At 55.9% G+C, this 16,001-nt stretch carries 16 protein-coding genes and 2 pseudogenes; 4 read left to right on the top strand and 14 right to left on the bottom strand.

The window, feature by feature from the left end; genetic code table 11:
- Positions 1 to 91 precede the first annotated feature (91 nt).
- Complete coding sequence (locus tag LIW51_RS23265; RefSeq protein ID WP_227377465.1) at positions 92 to 1,006, top strand: alpha/beta hydrolase; 915 nt, start codon at positions 92 to 94, stop codon at positions 1,004 to 1,006.
- Between the two features lie 195 nt (positions 1,007 to 1,201).
- On the opposite strand, the gene LIW51_RS23260 is transcribed toward LIW51_RS23265, so the two are convergent.
- The 8 genes and pseudogenes from LIW51_RS23260 to LIW51_RS23230 form a co-directional block, all read right to left on the bottom strand.
- Positions 1,202 to 2,005, bottom strand: coding sequence for an alpha/beta fold hydrolase (locus LIW51_RS23260; protein WP_227377464.1), 804 nt, complete (start codon positions 2,003 to 2,005; stop codon positions 1,202 to 1,204).
- Positions 2,006 to 2,193: 188 nt separating this feature from the next.
- Entirely contained in the window at positions 2,194 to 2,466 is a 273-nt protein-coding gene (locus LIW51_RS23255) for a cupin domain-containing protein (RefSeq protein WP_227377463.1), read from the bottom strand.
- Positions 2,467 to 2,831: 365 nt separating this feature from the next.
- Complete coding sequence (locus tag LIW51_RS23250; protein WP_227377462.1) at positions 2,832 to 3,452, bottom strand: hypothetical protein; 621 nt, start codon at positions 3,450 to 3,452, stop codon at positions 2,832 to 2,834.
- Between the two features lie 121 nt (positions 3,453 to 3,573).
- Positions 3,574 to 3,702 (bottom strand): hypothetical protein, encoded by a 129-nt coding sequence (locus LIW51_RS38690; RefSeq protein WP_255767530.1) that lies wholly within the window; start codon positions 3,700 to 3,702, stop codon positions 3,574 to 3,576.
- Entirely contained in the window at positions 3,702 to 4,028 is a 327-nt protein-coding gene (locus LIW51_RS23245) for a hypothetical protein (RefSeq protein ID WP_227377461.1), read from the bottom strand. The genes LIW51_RS38690 and LIW51_RS23245 overlap by 1 nt, the downstream gene beginning before the upstream one ends.
- Before the next feature lie 197 nt (positions 4,029 to 4,225).
- Positions 4,226 to 4,504, bottom strand: a complete 279-nt coding sequence (locus LIW51_RS23240) for a hypothetical protein (RefSeq protein ID WP_227377460.1) — start codon at positions 4,502 to 4,504, stop codon at positions 4,226 to 4,228.
- Between the two features lie 146 nt (positions 4,505 to 4,650).
- A complete protein-coding gene (locus LIW51_RS23235; protein ID WP_227377459.1) occupies positions 4,651 to 5,307 on the bottom strand; it encodes an outer membrane protein assembly factor BamB family protein in 657 nt (218 codons plus the stop codon).
- 199 nt (positions 5,308 to 5,506) lie between these two features.
- Positions 5,507 to 6,486: pseudogene (locus LIW51_RS23230) on the bottom strand (succinylglutamate desuccinylase/aspartoacylase family protein).
- Between the two features lie 358 nt (positions 6,487 to 6,844).
- Between LIW51_RS23230 and LIW51_RS23225 the strand changes: the two are divergent.
- The gene (locus LIW51_RS23225) at positions 6,845 to 7,039 is read left to right on the top strand and encodes a cold-shock protein (RefSeq protein ID WP_227377457.1); all 195 of its coding nucleotides are present in this window, start codon (positions 6,845 to 6,847) and stop codon (positions 7,037 to 7,039) included.
- A gap of 255 nt (positions 7,040 to 7,294) precedes the next feature.
- On the opposite strand, the gene LIW51_RS23220 is transcribed toward LIW51_RS23225, so the two are convergent.
- From LIW51_RS23220 to LIW51_RS23195, 6 genes are all read right to left on the bottom strand, one after another.
- Complete coding sequence (locus tag LIW51_RS23220; RefSeq protein ID WP_227377456.1) at positions 7,295 to 7,906, bottom strand: hypothetical protein; 612 nt, start codon at positions 7,904 to 7,906, stop codon at positions 7,295 to 7,297.
- Positions 7,907 to 8,159: 253 nt separating this feature from the next.
- On the bottom strand, positions 8,160 to 9,968 hold the full coding sequence (locus LIW51_RS23215; protein WP_227377455.1) for an SLC13 family permease: 1,809 nt from the start codon (positions 9,966 to 9,968) through the stop codon (positions 8,160 to 8,162).
- 254 nt (positions 9,969 to 10,222) lie between these two features.
- A complete protein-coding gene (locus LIW51_RS23210; RefSeq protein ID WP_227377454.1) occupies positions 10,223 to 11,563 on the bottom strand; it encodes a hemolysin family protein in 1,341 nt (446 codons plus the stop codon).
- A gap of 158 nt (positions 11,564 to 11,721) precedes the next feature.
- Positions 11,722 to 12,168 (bottom strand): hypothetical protein, encoded by a 447-nt coding sequence (locus LIW51_RS23205; protein WP_227377453.1) that lies wholly within the window; start codon positions 12,166 to 12,168, stop codon positions 11,722 to 11,724.
- A 15-nt stretch (positions 12,169 to 12,183) separates the two neighbouring features.
- Positions 12,184 to 12,567 (bottom strand): DoxX family protein, encoded by a 384-nt coding sequence (locus LIW51_RS23200; protein WP_227377452.1) that lies wholly within the window; start codon positions 12,565 to 12,567, stop codon positions 12,184 to 12,186.
- A 78-nt stretch (positions 12,568 to 12,645) separates the two neighbouring features.
- The gene (locus LIW51_RS23195; RefSeq protein WP_227377451.1) at positions 12,646 to 13,692 is read right to left on the bottom strand and encodes a WD40/YVTN/BNR-like repeat-containing protein; all 1,047 of its coding nucleotides are present in this window, start codon (positions 13,690 to 13,692) and stop codon (positions 12,646 to 12,648) included.
- A gap of 120 nt (positions 13,693 to 13,812) precedes the next feature.
- On the opposite strand from LIW51_RS23195, the gene LIW51_RS23190 reads away from it, so the two are divergent.
- Both LIW51_RS23190 and LIW51_RS23185 read left to right on the top strand, forming a co-directional pair.
- Positions 13,813 to 14,817: a TatD family hydrolase gene (locus LIW51_RS23190; protein ID WP_227377450.1), complete on the top strand. Its 1,005-nt coding sequence runs from the start codon at positions 13,813 to 13,815 to the stop codon at positions 14,815 to 14,817.
- 42 nt (positions 14,818 to 14,859) lie between these two features.
- A pseudogene (locus LIW51_RS23185) lies at positions 14,860 to 15,962 on the top strand (RNA-guided endonuclease TnpB family protein); the annotation flags it as partial.
- Positions 15,963 to 16,001 lie beyond the last annotated feature (39 nt).

Genomic DNA, 16,001 nt, shown 5'->3' with positions numbered 1-16,001 from the left:
CACCTTCATCAGGAACGAAGTCGGCGGTAACTACTCGCCAGAAGTGCTGGTCTGCCAAGAATATATCCTCGAACGTCTCGTACAGAGGTACATGAGACGGGATGTGAGATTCAAATCGGAAGGGGCAGAGATGAGTGGCTGGTTCTATTCGCCCGATTCGTCGCCGCCGTGGCCGCTGGTCGTGATGGCCCATGGATTCTCCGCTACCAAGCAGATGGTAACTGATAGGTATGCGGAAGTTTTCGACGAAGCGGGGTTGGCTGTGTTGCTGTTCGATCATCGGGGCTTCGGAGAGAGTGGTGGCGAGCCGCGCCAACAAATCAACCCTTGGGTTCAAGCCCGGGGGTATCGGGACGCGATCTCGTTTGCGACCACACTCGACGAAGTCGATCCGACTCGTATTGCATTGTGGGGAGATAGTTTCAGTAGTGGTGCTGCGCTGGTCGTGGCCGCTCTCGACGACCGGATTGCGGCGCTGGTCGTCCAGGTTCCCGCGCTCGGAGAGGAGTTGCCCCCGGACGATCCCGATGGGTCCCACTGTGAATCGATGAAACAGATGGTTCGCTCCAGATCTGTCAAACCAGCTGAGGACGAGATCTTCGGTCCGATGCCTGTCGTGTGGGACGACCAGGATCGCCGTCCATCAGCGCTCAAACCTGTGACGGCATTTCGGTGGTTCACCGCGTACGGGAATTATCCGGATACTAACTGGATGAACGAGGTCACGCTCGTCCGTCCAAAGAGACCTATCCAGTGGTATCCAGGACTGTGCACTACGGACGTGTCTTGTCCAGCAATGTTCGTGGTGGCTCCCGAGGACGAGATGCCTCGGTCCACGCCTGCGGTGACACGCGACGCCTACGAGCGACTTGCCGGGCCAAAAGAATGGGTGGAGATTCCCGGCGGTCATTTTGGGCTGTTGTACTACCCGAGCGAGACGTTCGACCAAGCGTCATCCACTCAATCACGGTTCCTCACGGAGAATCTTCTATTTGAGAGTGACTAAACCCCAATTACGTGGCGACACTCGACTCGGGTTCATCTGCGTGGCAGGAAAATCGCATTATCGCTGAACGACTTATTGAGTGGCATTCAGTGTCCAGAAGACGTTTTGCGTCCGTGTCTCTCTTTCCCTCTTTGTTGAAATCTTCAAAGAGGGATATGTTTTAGCGCCCTCTATTGACTACAGGTCGCGTATTCGTCAAAGGGAGTTGATGAAATCACTAACTATTTGATTGAACCGCTCGGGCTCCTCAACGGTGATGCAGTGCCCGCTGTCTTCGAAGAGTTCGAATCTGGAATTCGGAAGGAGTTCCGCGGCATATTCGACGGACTCAATACTCCGCCACTTCTCATCTGCCCCAGCACACACTAACGTTGGGACGTCAATCGCGGGGAGCACGTCCCGGTAATCGCGCAATAGCCATAGCCCGAGGAGCATCGCGCCCTGTATTGGTGGGGGAGTTCGGGACCCCTCGTCGAGTATCATAGTTCGCACCTCACGAGACGGGGGTTCTTTGAGCATAGCCTCCGCTTGTTGGTCCAGAAGTTCCAGAGGGTCCGTCTGAATACTGATGAAAACCTCCCTCAGTTCCTCCACATCGTGGCTCCCGTAATCGTAGTCTTCCCGTTTCACTGGTGACGGTTCCATGTCAACGTCAACTAATGCACGTACTCGATCCGTGCCGAACTGATCGGCGTATTCCCACGACACGATCGCACCCATCGACCACCCAACAATGACGACGTCATCGAGATTGAGATGGTCGAGGAGGGCCCTTAGGTCACGGGCATGCTGTGACACCGTGTAGCCCAGTTCTGTCTTTTCCGACCGACCGTGGCCTCTAAAATCGAACGCGACCGTCCGGTACTCGTTCGAGAGTTCCATCAACTGCGGCTCGAAGTACCTGAGTCCCGCCGTCGCGCCGTGAAGGAAGACGATAGGTTGGCCGTCACCGTAGTCCTCGTAGTAGAGGTCTGCTCCGTTACACTGGATGACTGGCATAGCGGGAAAATACGGCACGCTCACCCATAATCGTGTCGAGCAAGACACCGAGATGTGCTGAATTCAATCTCTATAGTCAGCACGGCGCTCGTGACAGCCGTTCGGCAGTACGTTCATTTACTGCTGAATACAAGGCGCGTATCTCGCACGCCAGTAATTCAGAATACGCCGATGATAGAAAGCTACAATCATTCGGCTTCGGGACTGTCAACGTTCACGACGAGAGGGCCGGTGCCGACGAAACTTTCGATGATTATCGTGTCTTCATCAGTCGGATTTTCGCCGCTGTGGACGACTCCAGGTGCTGTATAATAGAAATCGCCCGTATTCAATTCGAGTAGTTTACGGTCTGGTCCGTACTCACCAATTGCATGACCCTTGACCACGTAGCCGTAGGTGTGACGGTCGGCATGGTGGTGCCATCCTGATTTCACACCCGCAGATAGGGTCGCATGAATCATGATGTTGTTGTCGGTCTCGAATACTTTTCATCGGACAATACCAGCTGTCCCTTCCGCCTCCTCTAATTCATCTTGCGTGATTACAGTCTATTGGATCTCTCCCATATTTATAACCATTTATCATTATATTCCGTAGGTGCTTAGCGTTGCCGAGCTATCCGTAGTCGCCACGCGGTGGTCGCCGCGCCAATCGTCATCCTCGTCGTGCTGGGTGAACTCGGACTCCGCCGGATTCATTACGCGTCACAGCCGATCTGATAGTCTGTGGATAGTCTCACTCGTCTCGTCGAATCAGTCTAGTTCACAGTCTGGTTTTTTACGGAATCTCACCGGACATTTGTCTAGTTCCCAAGGAAAAGTCAGTTCTATTGAGGCGCCTGGGACTGACTCGGCGCCTCAGATTGGTGTTCCCAGAGCGAGCGCCCGAAGATGATCCAGGCGAGTCCGTAGAGCAGCATCGGCCCAGCCCACGGATCAGCGCCCTGTCCCATCACGTAGGTCGTGAATCCGATCGCAAACGGGACGCCAATGGGGAGCGCGGCGACGAGAAGCCACGCGCCACGTCGCGACACTGTCGTCGCGTCGGTGCGCAGCATCGCAACGCCGAATATGAGCGCGCCGATCATGCCGACGAGCATCCCGAGTAGGAACGCGAAAAATGCCACTCCAGGGCCGTAGATCGCCACGGGGAGTGCGATGGTTGCCACGATCCAGCCGACGCTCAAGAGTCCAAAGCCGACTGTCGCCAGCCGGCCGAACCAGTGGTGTTCGCTCACGTACAACGCCGGGAGTGCGAGCGCCAGGAGGATCATCGCCACAGCACCAAGCGGCTCGACGATCACGAACTCCGCTTCGTCCAGGACACTGAGCATGGCGAGTCCCGTAATCGCCATCAACACCCCTCCGAGGAGGCCGCTGAGAATGCTCACTCGCATCCATCGTGGGGTGAGTGGCTGTGCTAGTTGCTGTTGTTTGTAGTGAGTCATTATTTCTCCTGATCCTCGTAGAGCCCGGTGAGAAAACACCCAGCTCGCGGCGAATCAGTATAAATATAGGTTTTCTAACAGCTTAGTCGTTGCGCTAGTACGGCCTCCGACAACTACTCAGCTACTTCTGGTCACCCTCACTTTCAATCAGACTGGCGAACCACCCTGCTAGCGCGATCATGAAAACGGGCGTCACTTGGGATGTTCCGAGAAGAATGCCCAGTGCGAACACGAGCGAGACGATTCCCATCACGACGAAGGCACCAGCGACGCCGATCCGCCACCGGGAATTGTTGGAGGAGGCGCCCATCGACGGAGAACGTGGTTACCAGCAGTGCCAACCGCCCCGAGCCCAAGGAGATATGCGCCGAAGAGGACATCGTAATTGGCACCTGCGGAGCCAAACGTGACTTCCAACAGGTCAAATCCGACGATGAGGAGGTAGCCCGGGATTTGGATGGGCTGAAACTGGATACTTTGGGCGAGCCCACAGAGACCGACCAGAACCACTGTCGCGACGATCGCGTCGCGAACAAAGGAGCGACCGTGGCGCGCTACCGCTTTCGGCACAGCCATACCCTCGTCTTGGTGTCACTGAGTCAAAACGTCATTGCACGACGGGGACGACACTATCTGTCGTGCATAACGAGAAATTCACGGCAGTGACACTTCATAAATACTGAGGCTCCGTTGGGCGACGGAAATTTGGTGAGGAAGAGAGTCCATCACGGACGGGTCAAGCGAAGAACTAGATTACTGAGTGACAGTGCTCGCTACTCATTTTTGAGCGCCGCTGCGATCGCTTCGAGTTCTGCCTTCTGGAAGGCCCGTGGGATACGTTCTGGATTATCGTCATCTAACTCGCCGATTTTCCAGAGGATGCCAGCCCGCATCTGTGGTTTCGACGGTAAATTGTTCGTGTCGATATCGTAGCTGACAGCGGTACAGAGTGCAGCGAGGGCTTCTTTGGTGAAGGCTGTCGATTCAACGCGTTCGTATCTTCCGACTGCCTGTCGGATTTCGTTTCGGAGTTCATCAACGGTTTGTGTCATAGAGACAATGGTGATTGGATTCGCCGTGTGTATTCTGGTTCCTTCTACAATGGAGTGATCGTAGATTGCTTGTCCGGCACGCTGCTACCGCTCTTCGATCGTTCTCGACCGGTAACTCCGGGCAACGGTCTATTCATATATCGAAATTACGGCTCACGAATTGCCATTAGTTGACTATCGTAATTGTGACCAGGGTTCGTCTGAATGTACGCCGTGTCTCCGACGACAACTGGCGGCCCATTACGCGTACCGATTTCCAGTCGCCAGCGTCGTATCCCATCTGCAGTTGCGACTGCTGCGAGTTCCTCACCTTGATTGATGTAGATAGTGTCACCGGCGATGGTGGGTGAGAGAATGGCCCCAGTCTCAGTCTGGTACGTCCATACGTTACTCCCGTCGGTCATATCAATGGCATGCAAACGGCCGGTGTCGGCGTCCGGATGCCACTTTCCAACGTAGAGGGTTCCGTCTGCATATGCCGGGGGACTGGGTGTTTTGCCCGTGAGTTCCCAGTCCCACGCGACGGTACCGGACTCGGCTGCAAGCGCAAACAGTCGCTCAGTCCCTGAGCACTCAGAATCATCTAATCCTGTCGAGATATGCGGCTTCAATGCCGAGACAAAGACATTGTCGGAACCGGCGACAACACGGTCTGTGAGATACCAGCCATCTCCGACCTTCAACTCGGCGATCCACTCGTGTTCGCCAGTCGCGCGATCAACCACATATACCTCCCGCGTCGCCTGATAGCTATCGTTTCTGTCGAAGGTAAACGCACGGTCGGCGGTGACGGCCGGCGTCACCCAGTCAGTCCGTCACGTCGGCCCATCTGAAGTGTCAATGACATGTTTCCCGAGCGTGGCCATCCATTCAATATCACCGGTCGCCACCGCACACGCGACTATTTACCCTCGGCAGAATCGGTTCGACGCTGTTGATGTAACAAATCGCCAGCGATAAATACAATTACGCCGTTGAAATACCGATACCATACGTCTGGAATCAGTTATCCGATTCGATCGGCGCTGCGATGTTCGCAAGCGCTTCGCCCATTATAATCGTTGCTTCTTGCGTTAGCGCATATAAGAGTCCATCTCGATCCGCTCGAATGGTTTGGAGTGGCTTATACGTCGTCGGATCGTATAATGTTCCAAGAAACGCACCGCTTTGGACAGATGACCCCACAGTCACGTTCGGATCAGAGCGGAAGAGACCGGACTCTGATGCGACGATGCGACCGAGATGATTACGAGCGAGGGTCTGTGGCCCCGTGTCGACCGGTGTATCATCGAGGATGTCAAGGTGTCGCAACACGTTAAAATGCCCGTAACACCAGTATTCACGGCGTCTTCGAGAATTTGTTTGTTATACGCCAACTCAGGTGTGATACTCGGAATCCCCTCTTCGACCGCAGTGACGCGAAGTTTCCCGCCAAAACTCCGCCGATGCCACTCTTCGCTCGCCGCTGTGTGCGCTTGCTCGGTGAGCAGTAACTTCGTGCCAAAGACACGACCGAGCGCAAGTGAGTCCGCGTGCCCTTCGAGTGCGACTACGTGAGGAAGCATATCTGGACTTCCCGTGTGCAAGTCGATGATCACATCCGCTTGGCGAGCATAGCTCCACAGCCGCGCGGCCATCCGTTCGTGAACGCTCCCATTTTCATTACCTGGCCAGACACGGTTCATATTTGGATGGACTGAATCCAGTTGCTCGGGAGTAATATACGAAACATGGTCGAAGGTAAGCGGATCTGCAACCGGCACAGCGATGACTCGTCCCATTAAATCGGCGTCAACGATGTGGTCGTGGAGCCGGCGAAGAACCTCTGCTCCGTTTACTTCGCGTCCGTGTTGTGCAGCTTGTAAATAAACCGTTGGCCCATCGTTTAAACCGGTATAAGTGTGTATCGTCGTCTCGATTTGCGTCCCCGATGGTAACCGTGCGAGCGTTTCCTGTGTCGCCGTATGCGTGCTCTCTCCCATCTCTGATACCATGCGCGCGAAAACGAATTCTCTTCCGAATGCTCTCAATGATTTGGTGTATTTCTTCTCCACAGCCTCTGATAGCCCCTCATGCGGCTACCAGGAGATACAGTTGCCGTAGCAACGCCGACGGTGATACGTGAGTTGGTAACACCCCCTGTCCCGTTGCTTCTGAAATCATGCTGGCGAAAACTCACCGTCATCTCCTGGATGTTCGGTGGTTCGGTATGATTTCGATGGAACTCACAGCACTCAGCTCCGAACGATTCCGTCTATCTCTCATCCGTTTAACAATGACGCGTCGTGGTATCGCGACCCTCGGAAGGGTTATTCATTGCTGGGACTACATTTGTTTTTAATGGTAAACGGTACGGTTGATTTCTTCAATCACCCTGGCGGCTACGGTTTCATTTCCACTGAGGATTCGGACGACGACGTGTTCTTCCACATGGAGGACGTTGGCGGCGCTGACCTCGAAGAAGGAACGGATATCAAGTTCGACATCGAACAGGCCCCTAAGGGCCCGCGCACGACGAACGTCGTCCGCGCCTAAGAGACACTCCATCGCTCGCGGCGACGATTGCTATAATTTATTTTTAGGCATCAGATCGTGTAGCGGCAAATTTGGTGATCGTAGTCGATAACCACCTTAATGGTATGCTCTGCTCAGCATTTTCGAAGTTTCGTCTAGAGTGGCGATATTATCGAGTTCTGTCTCAAAGCGATCGAATTCAATTGACGGGGAGAGGAGCGGTGTACCATCGGATTTTGAGTATTTAGTGTATTAAGGATTACAGCGAGGGCTAACTTAGGGATAGAGTTGTTCGGCCTCGAGAGTCTTCTGCACAGCGTCGTCGAAGCGTTTCCGTAACTCTTCGCTGAAGTTTTGGATGTTTGTATCCTGTTGCACCACTTCTAGTGAGTTCCAGTCACCAGATTCGGTTGCAGCGTACAGTTGTGTGAATTTCTCTCCGTTGTTTCCGTACGCAATTACGATCACATACGGTCTTACCTCTTCCGAATCTTCGACTGAATGTCTTTCATGCCACTCATCGATTTCAGTCACGCTCACCCGATCAAATGTCGTCAATTCTGCGCTGAATTCGCTGGCACTGAGGCGTTGTACCAACTGTTCCCGATTCCATTGTCGTGTCTCGCCAGTATCAACATCTGTTCCCGTTACGGTCTCTGCTGTAATCGACTCAATACGCCAATTCGTCAGTCGTGGCCCAGCCATCTCAGCGGTCGACCTTGTACTGACGTCACCTTCTTGAATACGGTTACCTTCCTGCACACGAATATAACGTGGATTCGAAGCTGGAAGGTCGATAAATATCTCTCCTGGATCTGTACTGACGAGCGCATCGACTCCATCAATCGTTCGAACTTCTACCGTTCGCTTTAGATTTTCTTTGTCCATTGTTGTTGGTTATGGTGTATTAGTCTTTGAGAGTTGCAAGGCGGTACTTAAATTGCCGTCCGTGAGTTCGACCGATAATCAATACAAGTCATAATCGCATCGACTGCACCCATTGGCTTCGTTACTGATTTCGACCGCGACTCTCCCTGCTCATTATAGTTGGTCTAGACGTTTTACCCTGTCGTCTATTATAGAAGTGTGTATATTTTCATAACCACAACAACTCCAAGTCACCACTCCATGGCCTGAGCGATTACGCGTTGACACCCCAGAAGAACGCAATCCCGAGAACGGTGACGATTGACAGGAGCAACTGCAACGGCGCGCCGACGCGGAAGAAGTCCGAGAACGTGTAACCACCAGGCCCGTAGACAAAGAGATTCGTCTGATACCCGACTGGGGTCATGAACGCCGTCGAGGCCGCAAACGTTACAGCCAACACGAATGCGAACGCGTTCGCACCGATTGACTGTGCAGCGCTGGCAGCGACGGGAATCATCAACACGACGCTCGCGTTGTTGCTGATGACGCTCGTCAACAGGCCGGTTGCCAGATAGAATACCCACAGGACACCGATTGCCGGCAGGAACGTTGCTGTCGAGGCCACAACCTTTCCGAGAAGTGCGGCTGCCCCCGTCTGTTGGAGGGCGATTCCAAGCGGGATAACACCCGCGAGGAGGAAAATCACGTTCCACTCGACGGATGAATAGAGTTCGGTCGGTTTGAGCACGCCGGTAAAGACCATCGCAACCACCCCTGCGAGTGCTGAGACGACGATTGGAAGGATGTTCAGCGCCGGCAACGCGACGACGCCGGCGATGATGCCGACCGCGAACGGGATCTTTTCACTCCGATAGGTTACCTCGTCGAACTCGTGGGCGACGATGAAGTCCTCGTTCTCGACGAGTCGAGTGAGGCTATCGGGTGGCGCTTGCACCAAGAGCGTGTCACCGACGCGAATGTGGATGTCCTCGAATCGGTCACGAATCACGTCACCACGAGTTCGAAAGGCGAGAACGTTCGCATCGTAGCGCTGCCGGAACGTCGAACTCGCGAGGGTTTCGCCGACGAGGAACGACCCCGACGGAATGACCACCTCGACGAGGACTGGTTCTTCCTCTCCTGGATAGAGGTCATCTTCGCTTCGGGGGCCTCCAGTGAGCGTGAGCTCTTCGGCATCCATGATGTGCTCAAGCGTCGTTCGGTTCGTTCTGAGCCGAAGTGTATCGTTTTCGTGAATCTCTTTGCGAGCAAGGGGTTCGTCGAAGTGTTCTCCGTATCGAATCAGCTGTAACACGTCGATATCGAGGTCGTCATCCCCAAGTGCCTCCTCGACAGTCTGCCCGATTAACCCCGAATTCGCCGGCACGACGACATCCGCAAGATACTCTTGGAGGGCATACTCCTCGACGAGATCCTCGTCGGCTGGAATTCGCTCGGGGAGTAGCTGGACGCCGACCGTCATGAGATAAACTGCCCCGACCGCGAAGACGATAATACCGAGCTTAGTGAACTCGAACATCCCAAAGGCGTGCAACCCGAGGCCGGGTGATTCTGCACCCAACTGGGCAGTGATATCGCTTGCGAGAATATTTGTCGACGTTCCGATGAGTGTCAACATTCCACCGAACATTGAAGCGAACGATAGCGGCATGAGAAGCTTCGACGGTGACGTGTTACCCTCATGCGCAAGGTCGGCGATGACCGGCACGAGTATCGCAACGACTGGCGTATTGTTGATGAATCCCGATACCGGCCCGGTGACACCAATGGTCGCAGCGAGCTGCTTGCGCCGGTCGGTGCCAGCGAATGCGGCCATTTTCCGACCGAGTAGCTGGACGATTCCAGTTCGATTGATACCTGTACTTAGAATGAGCATCGCTAACACAGTAATCGTAGCCGGATTTGCAAACCCTGAGATACCTTCCTGTGCGGAGATCCGTGTCCACGGCTCTAGTACCATCAACAGAACCATCACCAAGATGGCCGTGACGTCGATGGGGAACCATTCGGTTGCAAACAGAACGAGTGCGAGGAGAATAAGCGCAAAAACGACGATCATATCGCTAGTCACGGGAGTGGAACCTACGCTCTGGACTAACAGAGAGGACTCAGATAGAGACATACCGTAAAGAGACAGTTACAAGGAAAAAGGGCTGTGGCTCGGACAAGATAACTCCGAGTCCCATGCCAGGGGAGGAGAAACGGCAGTGTGGCCCTGCCAGTGGCTCGGTCATGCCGACGGGGCTGCAAACCAACAAATATTCCACCCTTACGTCACGAGTAGCCCCGGCGTAAACGCCGGGGAGGAGGTTACTACTCGTCCCTTGTTCCCTGCATAGATTGTGTACGTTGGATTACGAGACGTTCGATTCGAGTGTCTTCGACGGTCTCAACCTGAAGGACGTACTCATTCTGTTCGATCTGATCTCCCACTTCGGGGACTCTCCCAAGGCGACTGAAGACAAATCCCCCGATCGTCTCGACATCATCGCTCTCGAATTCAGTGTCAAGCCGGTCGTTTACTTCTTGGACTGGAACACCACCGTCGACGACGTATGTCCCGTCGTCTCGCTTCTTGATGGAGGGTTTCTGGGCTGCTGTGTCGAACTCATCCTGGATGTCGCCCACAATCTCCTCGAGAATGTCCTCAATAGTCACGATGCCCTCGAAGACCCCCCATTCGTCGATCACGACGGCCATCTGCCCGCCTCCATGCGTTTGAAACTCGGCAAGGATCTCGTCGATACGTCGCGTTTCTGGGACGACGAGCACCTCCCGTGCGAGCTCACGAGCGGTGAGCGAGTCGTCGTAATCCGTCTCCGTTTCGATCACCCGAAGAATGTCCTTGGCGTGGACGAATCCAATCGGTTTCTCCCCGTCCACGTCGAGCACCAGGTAGCGCGTATAAGCCCCTGTAGCAGCAACTGACCGGAGTTCCTGAAGAGGCATCGAGGCAGGTACAGTTTCTACGTCCGGGCGCGGAACCATGATCTCACGGGCGATCGTATCCCCGAGTTCGAAGACGCTCTCGATCATCTCGACCTCGTCAATATCGATATGCCCCGTCTCCTCCGACCGGGTAATGATCATTCGGATTTCTTCCTCAGTGTGGGTTTCCTCGCTCTCGGATGCCGGAGAGATACCGACGAGGCGGGTGAAGTAGTTGGCAGTCCCGTTGAAGATGATTATGCCGGGCACGAATGCGTAGTAGAAGAACTTCATGAGCGGGGCCACAAGGAGTGCGATACGTGTCGCCTCCTGGATGGCGAAGGTCTTCGGCGCGAGTTCACCGAACACGACGTGGAGGAACGTGATGAAGCCGAATCCGAGCGCGAATGCGACGAGATGAATCGTTCCAGTCGGAAGTACTTGAATAAGAACAGGTTCGATGAGTGCTGCCACGGCGGGTTCCCCGATCCACCCCAGACCCAGTGAGGAGAGGGTGATCCCGAGTTGGCTGACTGCGAGATAGTCGTCTAGGTTCTGAATGGCGTTCTGCACGAGAGCCGCACCGGGCTTGCCTCGCTCGACAAGTGCGTTCACCTGAGTCGGCCGGACTTTGACGAATGCAAATTCCGCGGCCACAAATATCCCATTCATGACGACGAGGAAGAATGCGAGGAGTAATCCTCCGACGGAAATCAGATCTACCATATTCTCTCATTGCCGTGAGGGCACTTGTAGGAGACGGATACCCAGTAAAGTCAACGGACGGGTATCGATTGTGCTCGTCCTTTCGGCACGACGTGTTTTTACACAGTTACCCGGATAAATCGCCATCTATACGTCAGCATGTTACTTGGCGATCGCCGTTATTCCTTGGCGGTGTTGGCGTCAGCAGCCGGTACTCCCGTCGCCATCAGTCGGCGGGCGATTACCACGATACCGTTGTCGAACCCTCTCTCAAACACGGCTTTCTCCGTGTTAGCCTCTCCAGCGGGATTTTCTTGCATCGAACTGACTAGGATCGTGTTCTGGTCGATGACCAGCAGCCGACTGATCGTGATGGCATCCGATTGTTCGATCGAAGAACCGTTCAGTCGCTCCAACCCCGAGATGAACACTTGGGCATCGGGCAGTGCCGTTTCAACGCGGCCACGTGACTGATCATCCACGGTTCCGATGAGAAGTTCTCGCGCTTCTTGAATCTGGATCGCAGTGAGAATGTTCCCGATCGACGACCACGATAACTCTTGGAGTGGTTTACCCGACCGCTTGACGAGGTCAAGATAGCCGTCCGGATTCGTCTGGTTCCGCATGAATGTAGTAGTACGTCAGTTATCTTCCCGTGTCGCCGCGTCCAGTAGCATGATGCTGCATCCGAGCAGCGCGCAGTTCTTCAGGAAGTTTATCTTGTTCCCTTGACGCTCCTTGCCTTCCATCGTCCAGAAATTGTGGATGACGGGCGTCGTCCCGAGGAAGAATACGATGAGGGCACCGGCGGAGGCTCGCGGATACTTCCAGAGGACAATTCCCACATTGGCCACGAAGAGCAGTCCCGTGACGAACGGGACGAGGAGTTCCGGAACGGGGACACCGCTTTCCTTTGCGATTTCGACTCGTTTCTCGTTGTTCTTGAAGCCGTCAATTGCCATGTACGCCAGAATCCCGCCGTACAGGAGTCGCCCCAGCGGGGACGGTGGTTCGTTCGATGTCATTGAATCGGTGGTGGTTGGTTTGTTGGATGGTGCGTTCGTGATCTGTCCCACTGACCGCTCCGTTGTTACTCCTCTGAATCAGAGTACTTTGATGCGGCTCACGTTCGACGACAGGTGGCCGACGCTGTGATAGGTGCCGTCGTCGTCCCGACGCATGATGCGCCCCTCGACATCGTCGCGTGCGTCGGGTACGTCGAAGAGTCCCGATCCGCAGATGACTGCTCCCTCGTAGACATCCCACGTCTCGATGACTTCGTGGGGTTCACCCGGATATGACACGCGCTCGAAATCGCGACCGAAGTTCGTCGACTCGAAGAGGGCAGACTCATGTTCGTCGTTGACCCACGCCGGCGGGGCCTCCTCACCGCCACAGAAGAACACGGTGCCGTCGTGGACGAACACGCGCCGGATGTACGAGAAGTCGTTTCCGCGGTCGAGACGCGTCCACGAGTCGCCAGCGTCGACCGTTCGGTAGAGACCCCCCTCGCCGACCGCGTGGCCCAGCCCTAGATTCTCTAGATTGTGGTCGAGGTAGCCGGTCGTCGCGAGCCACACGTCCTCGGAGATGGGGAGAATCTGATGGACGTCGTCGACGATGGTGTCCCGGCGGTCCGTCCACGTCCGTCCCCCGTCGTTGCTGAGGTGGATGCCGCCGGCCTCGACGCCCGCGATCAGACGCTCCGGGCGTCCCGGAACGGATTCGAGCGCGCGCAAACGGGCGTAGTGAGGGTCGATAGGGGATTCCCAGTGACCTCTGGAGGGGAGGTCGCGAAATCCCTTCAGTTCGAACCACGTCTCCCCATCGTCGACCGACCGGTAGATGTAGGGGTCGTTCGTCCCGACGTACAGTGCTCCGTCCGATGTTCCAAGAATCGACCAGACCTCGCTCTGTCCGGCGTGCCAGAACCGGTCACCAAGCGGAACGCCCAAATCCGTCCACGTCTTCCCTCTGTCCGTGGAACGGAACGCCCCTTCGGAGGACGCCACGAAGACGCCTCGGTGGTGGTCGAACGTCTTTACGGCGGTTACGACGCCGCAGTCCAAGACCTGCTCGGCGTCTTCCTTCTCGAACGGAATCTCGGCGACGCGATACAGTCCGTCGTCCGTTCCGATGAGCAGCGTCATATGGGATGTGAAAGCGTGGCACATAATAAAGATTTACCAAGCCGTAAAACGCTAAGTGGCGGCCCTTCCTAGGCGAACGAGAGGCGTTCGCGGCCACGCGAGTAACACTCACTTTATATCATGAAATCGACACCACCTACGAAGCGACCGACCGACGCAGCGCACTTGGACGATGAACCACACTCGCTCCCGACCGAGCTGCTCAACCTCCCGTGGATTGACGGGCACAACCACGCCCACACGCTCTCGTGGGACGACCGCGAGCGATACGCCCTCTCGGGCTGTGAGGGGATGGTCATGGTCGCATCGGGGTACCACTGGACTCCATACAAGCCGGTGAGGGCCGAGGACGTTCGATACCTCTGGGACGACGCGATCAACCGGCGAGCGGCCATCGAGCGCAACCACTTCTTCGAAGCGCGGCTCGGACTCGGCATCCACACCGGTGTCCGTATCCAGAACCCCAATGAGCTACTCGACGCGATGGCCGACTACTGCGAACTGGACGAGGTCGGCGCGGTCGGCGAAACCGGGGTGACACCGTCGCAGCACGTCGAGGCGTGGGACGTAGACGAACAGCGTGCCATCGTGCAAGGCCAGATGGAACTCGCGGCTGCGCGCGACCTTCCGGTAATCCTTCACACCCCGAATACGTCGGCCGACGGCGGTCGTAGTTACCGCCCCGAGCTCGGGACGCCGGGGTACGAGAAGAACACGACGCTCGGCCAACCGCCGGTCCTCCCGGGAGAGAACCCGGCCTTGGAGTCCGTGAAACTCGACTTCGAGGCGGCACGCGACGCCGGGCTGGACGAGACGCGCGTGGTCGCCTCCCACGCCGACGAGAACAACACGGAGTACCTGATGAAGGAAACGAACTGCTATCTCAGCTACACCATCGGCCACTCGTGGCTGATCGACATCGACGCCGAGGACGTCGCAAACGCAATCGACGAGTACGGGCCGGAGCGGATCATGATCGATACCGATTGCGCGAATGTCCTCCGCACCGACCCCTTTGCCATCAAGCGGACGATCTTCGAACTCTACCGCTACGGTATCGCTCCCGAGTCGATTCGGCAGATCGTCCTCGAGAACCCTCGGGAAGTGTACGGATTTGCCGGGTGAGGGGCTCTCGCCTACTCGATTCGCGAAGAGAGTCTCGCCGTTTACGTCGGCGTTCTTGGTGCGTCCACGGTTCAGCAAATCGAACGGAAAAACCGGAAGCGTGGCGTTCGTTCTTTGCACTTCAGACGAAGGGTGAAGTCAACGGCAAGCCCGGATACTGGGGCAACGCCGAAGATGGTCGCGATCTTCGGACGTACATTCGGAATACGTCGTACTCGGTTGTGTGGGGCGAGTATTCCCGACTTGAAATCCTCGTCGGTCAAGATCTGAAAGAGGAGTACGGATTGAGATACCGCGAACGTCTGCGACTCGAAATTCGGGACGACACCAACTGGAAAGAATACGACGCGCAAGGTCGGTTGGAATTGTACTACGACGAGCACTCGGACCAGTACAGGGCCTTTCAGCCAGTTACTATCGACACTTCTCGCCTGGCACACCCACTGGCGGACGAAACCGTCGCTCTGGACATCGGTGCGAACAACCTCGTCGCCTGTACGACCACGACCGGCAAGCAGTATCTGTATGAAGGGCACGACTTGTTCCAGCGATTCCGCGAGACGACGCGAGAAATTGCTTGGCGCCAATCGCTCTTGGACGAAGGGCAGTACATCAGTCACCGAATCCGACGGCTGTACCTGCGACGGACACGCAGACGTGACCACACTCATGACACTCTCGCCCATGACTTAATCGAACGGTTGTATGACGAGGGCGTTTCCACGGTGTGAGTCGGTGCACTCACAGACGTATTTGACACGCACTGGGTGGCGGAGACGAACGCGAAAACGCACAACTTTTGGACGTTTCGCGCGTTCATTGACCGGCTGGCGTGTACTGCCGAGGAGTTCGGTATCTCGGTCGAAGTTCGGTCAGAAGCGTGGACGAGTCAAGAGTGCCCGAACTGCGGTTCGACCGACCGGACGACGCGCCACTGCGACACGCTATCGTTCCCATGCGGATTCAAGGGGCACGCGGACCTCACGGCGTCCGAGACGTTTCTTCGGCGGCAGTCAGGCGTATCACGGCCGATGGCACGGCCTGTATGCCTCAAGTGGGACGACCACACATGCTCGGAGTTACCACGCTCTCACCGTCCTAACGAGGAGCAGACGAACCTGCAAATTGCCTCCGTGGGTCGGTAGCTGATACCCCCAGCGCGAGGAAACCCCGGCATTTACGCA

Source organism: Haladaptatus halobius, from assembly GCF_020618475.1.
Taxonomy (GTDB): Archaea; Halobacteriota; Halobacteria; order Halobacteriales; family Haladaptataceae; genus Haladaptatus; species Haladaptatus halobius.
This window is presented reverse-complemented; position numbering and strand designations above follow the sequence as displayed.

Excerpts from the sequence above, each read along its gene's own strand:
- LIW51_RS23255 (WP_227377463.1), bottom strand. The coding sequence starts at position 2,466 with ATGATTCATGCGACCCTATCTGCGGGTGTGAAATCAGGATGGCACCAC.
- LIW51_RS23245 (WP_227377461.1), bottom strand. The coding sequence starts at position 4,028 with ATGGCTGTGCCGAAAGCGGTAGCGCGCCACGGTCGCTCCTTTGTTCGC.
- LIW51_RS23195 (WP_227377451.1), bottom strand. The coding sequence starts at position 13,692 with ATGACGCTGCTCATCGGAACGGACGACGGACTGTATCGCGTCGCCGAG.
- LIW51_RS23200 (WP_227377452.1), bottom strand. The coding sequence starts at position 12,567 with ATGACATCGAACGAACCACCGTCCCCGCTGGGGCGACTCCTGTACGGC.
- LIW51_RS23225 (WP_227377457.1), top strand. The coding sequence starts at position 6,845 with ATGGTAAACGGTACGGTTGATTTCTTCAATCACCCTGGCGGCTACGGT.
- LIW51_RS23210 (WP_227377454.1), bottom strand. The coding sequence starts at position 11,563 with ATGGTAGATCTGATTTCCGTCGGAGGATTACTCCTCGCATTCTTCCTC.
- LIW51_RS23215 (WP_227377455.1), bottom strand. The coding sequence starts at position 9,968 with ATGATCGTCGTTTTTGCGCTTATTCTCCTCGCACTCGTTCTGTTTGCA.
- LIW51_RS23190 (WP_227377450.1), top strand. The coding sequence starts at position 13,813 with ATGAAATCGACACCACCTACGAAGCGACCGACCGACGCAGCGCACTTG.
- LIW51_RS23240 (WP_227377460.1), bottom strand. The coding sequence starts at position 4,504 with ATGACACAAACCGTTGATGAACTCCGAAACGAAATCCGACAGGCAGTC.
- LIW51_RS38690 (WP_255767530.1), bottom strand. The coding sequence starts at position 3,702 with ATGGGAATCGTCTCGCTCGTGTTCGCACTGGGCATTCTTCTCGGAACA.
- LIW51_RS23265 (WP_227377465.1), top strand. The coding sequence starts at position 92 with ATGAGACGGGATGTGAGATTCAAATCGGAAGGGGCAGAGATGAGTGGC.
- LIW51_RS23260 (WP_227377464.1), bottom strand. The coding sequence starts at position 2,005 with ATGCCAGTCATCCAGTGTAACGGAGCAGACCTCTACTACGAGGACTAC.
- LIW51_RS23250 (WP_227377462.1), bottom strand. The coding sequence starts at position 3,452 with ATGACTCACTACAAACAACAGCAACTAGCACAGCCACTCACCCCACGA.
- LIW51_RS23220 (WP_227377456.1), bottom strand. The coding sequence starts at position 7,906 with ATGGACAAAGAAAATCTAAAGCGAACGGTAGAAGTTCGAACGATTGAT.
- LIW51_RS23205 (WP_227377453.1), bottom strand. The coding sequence starts at position 12,168 with ATGCGGAACCAGACGAATCCGGACGGCTATCTTGACCTCGTCAAGCGG.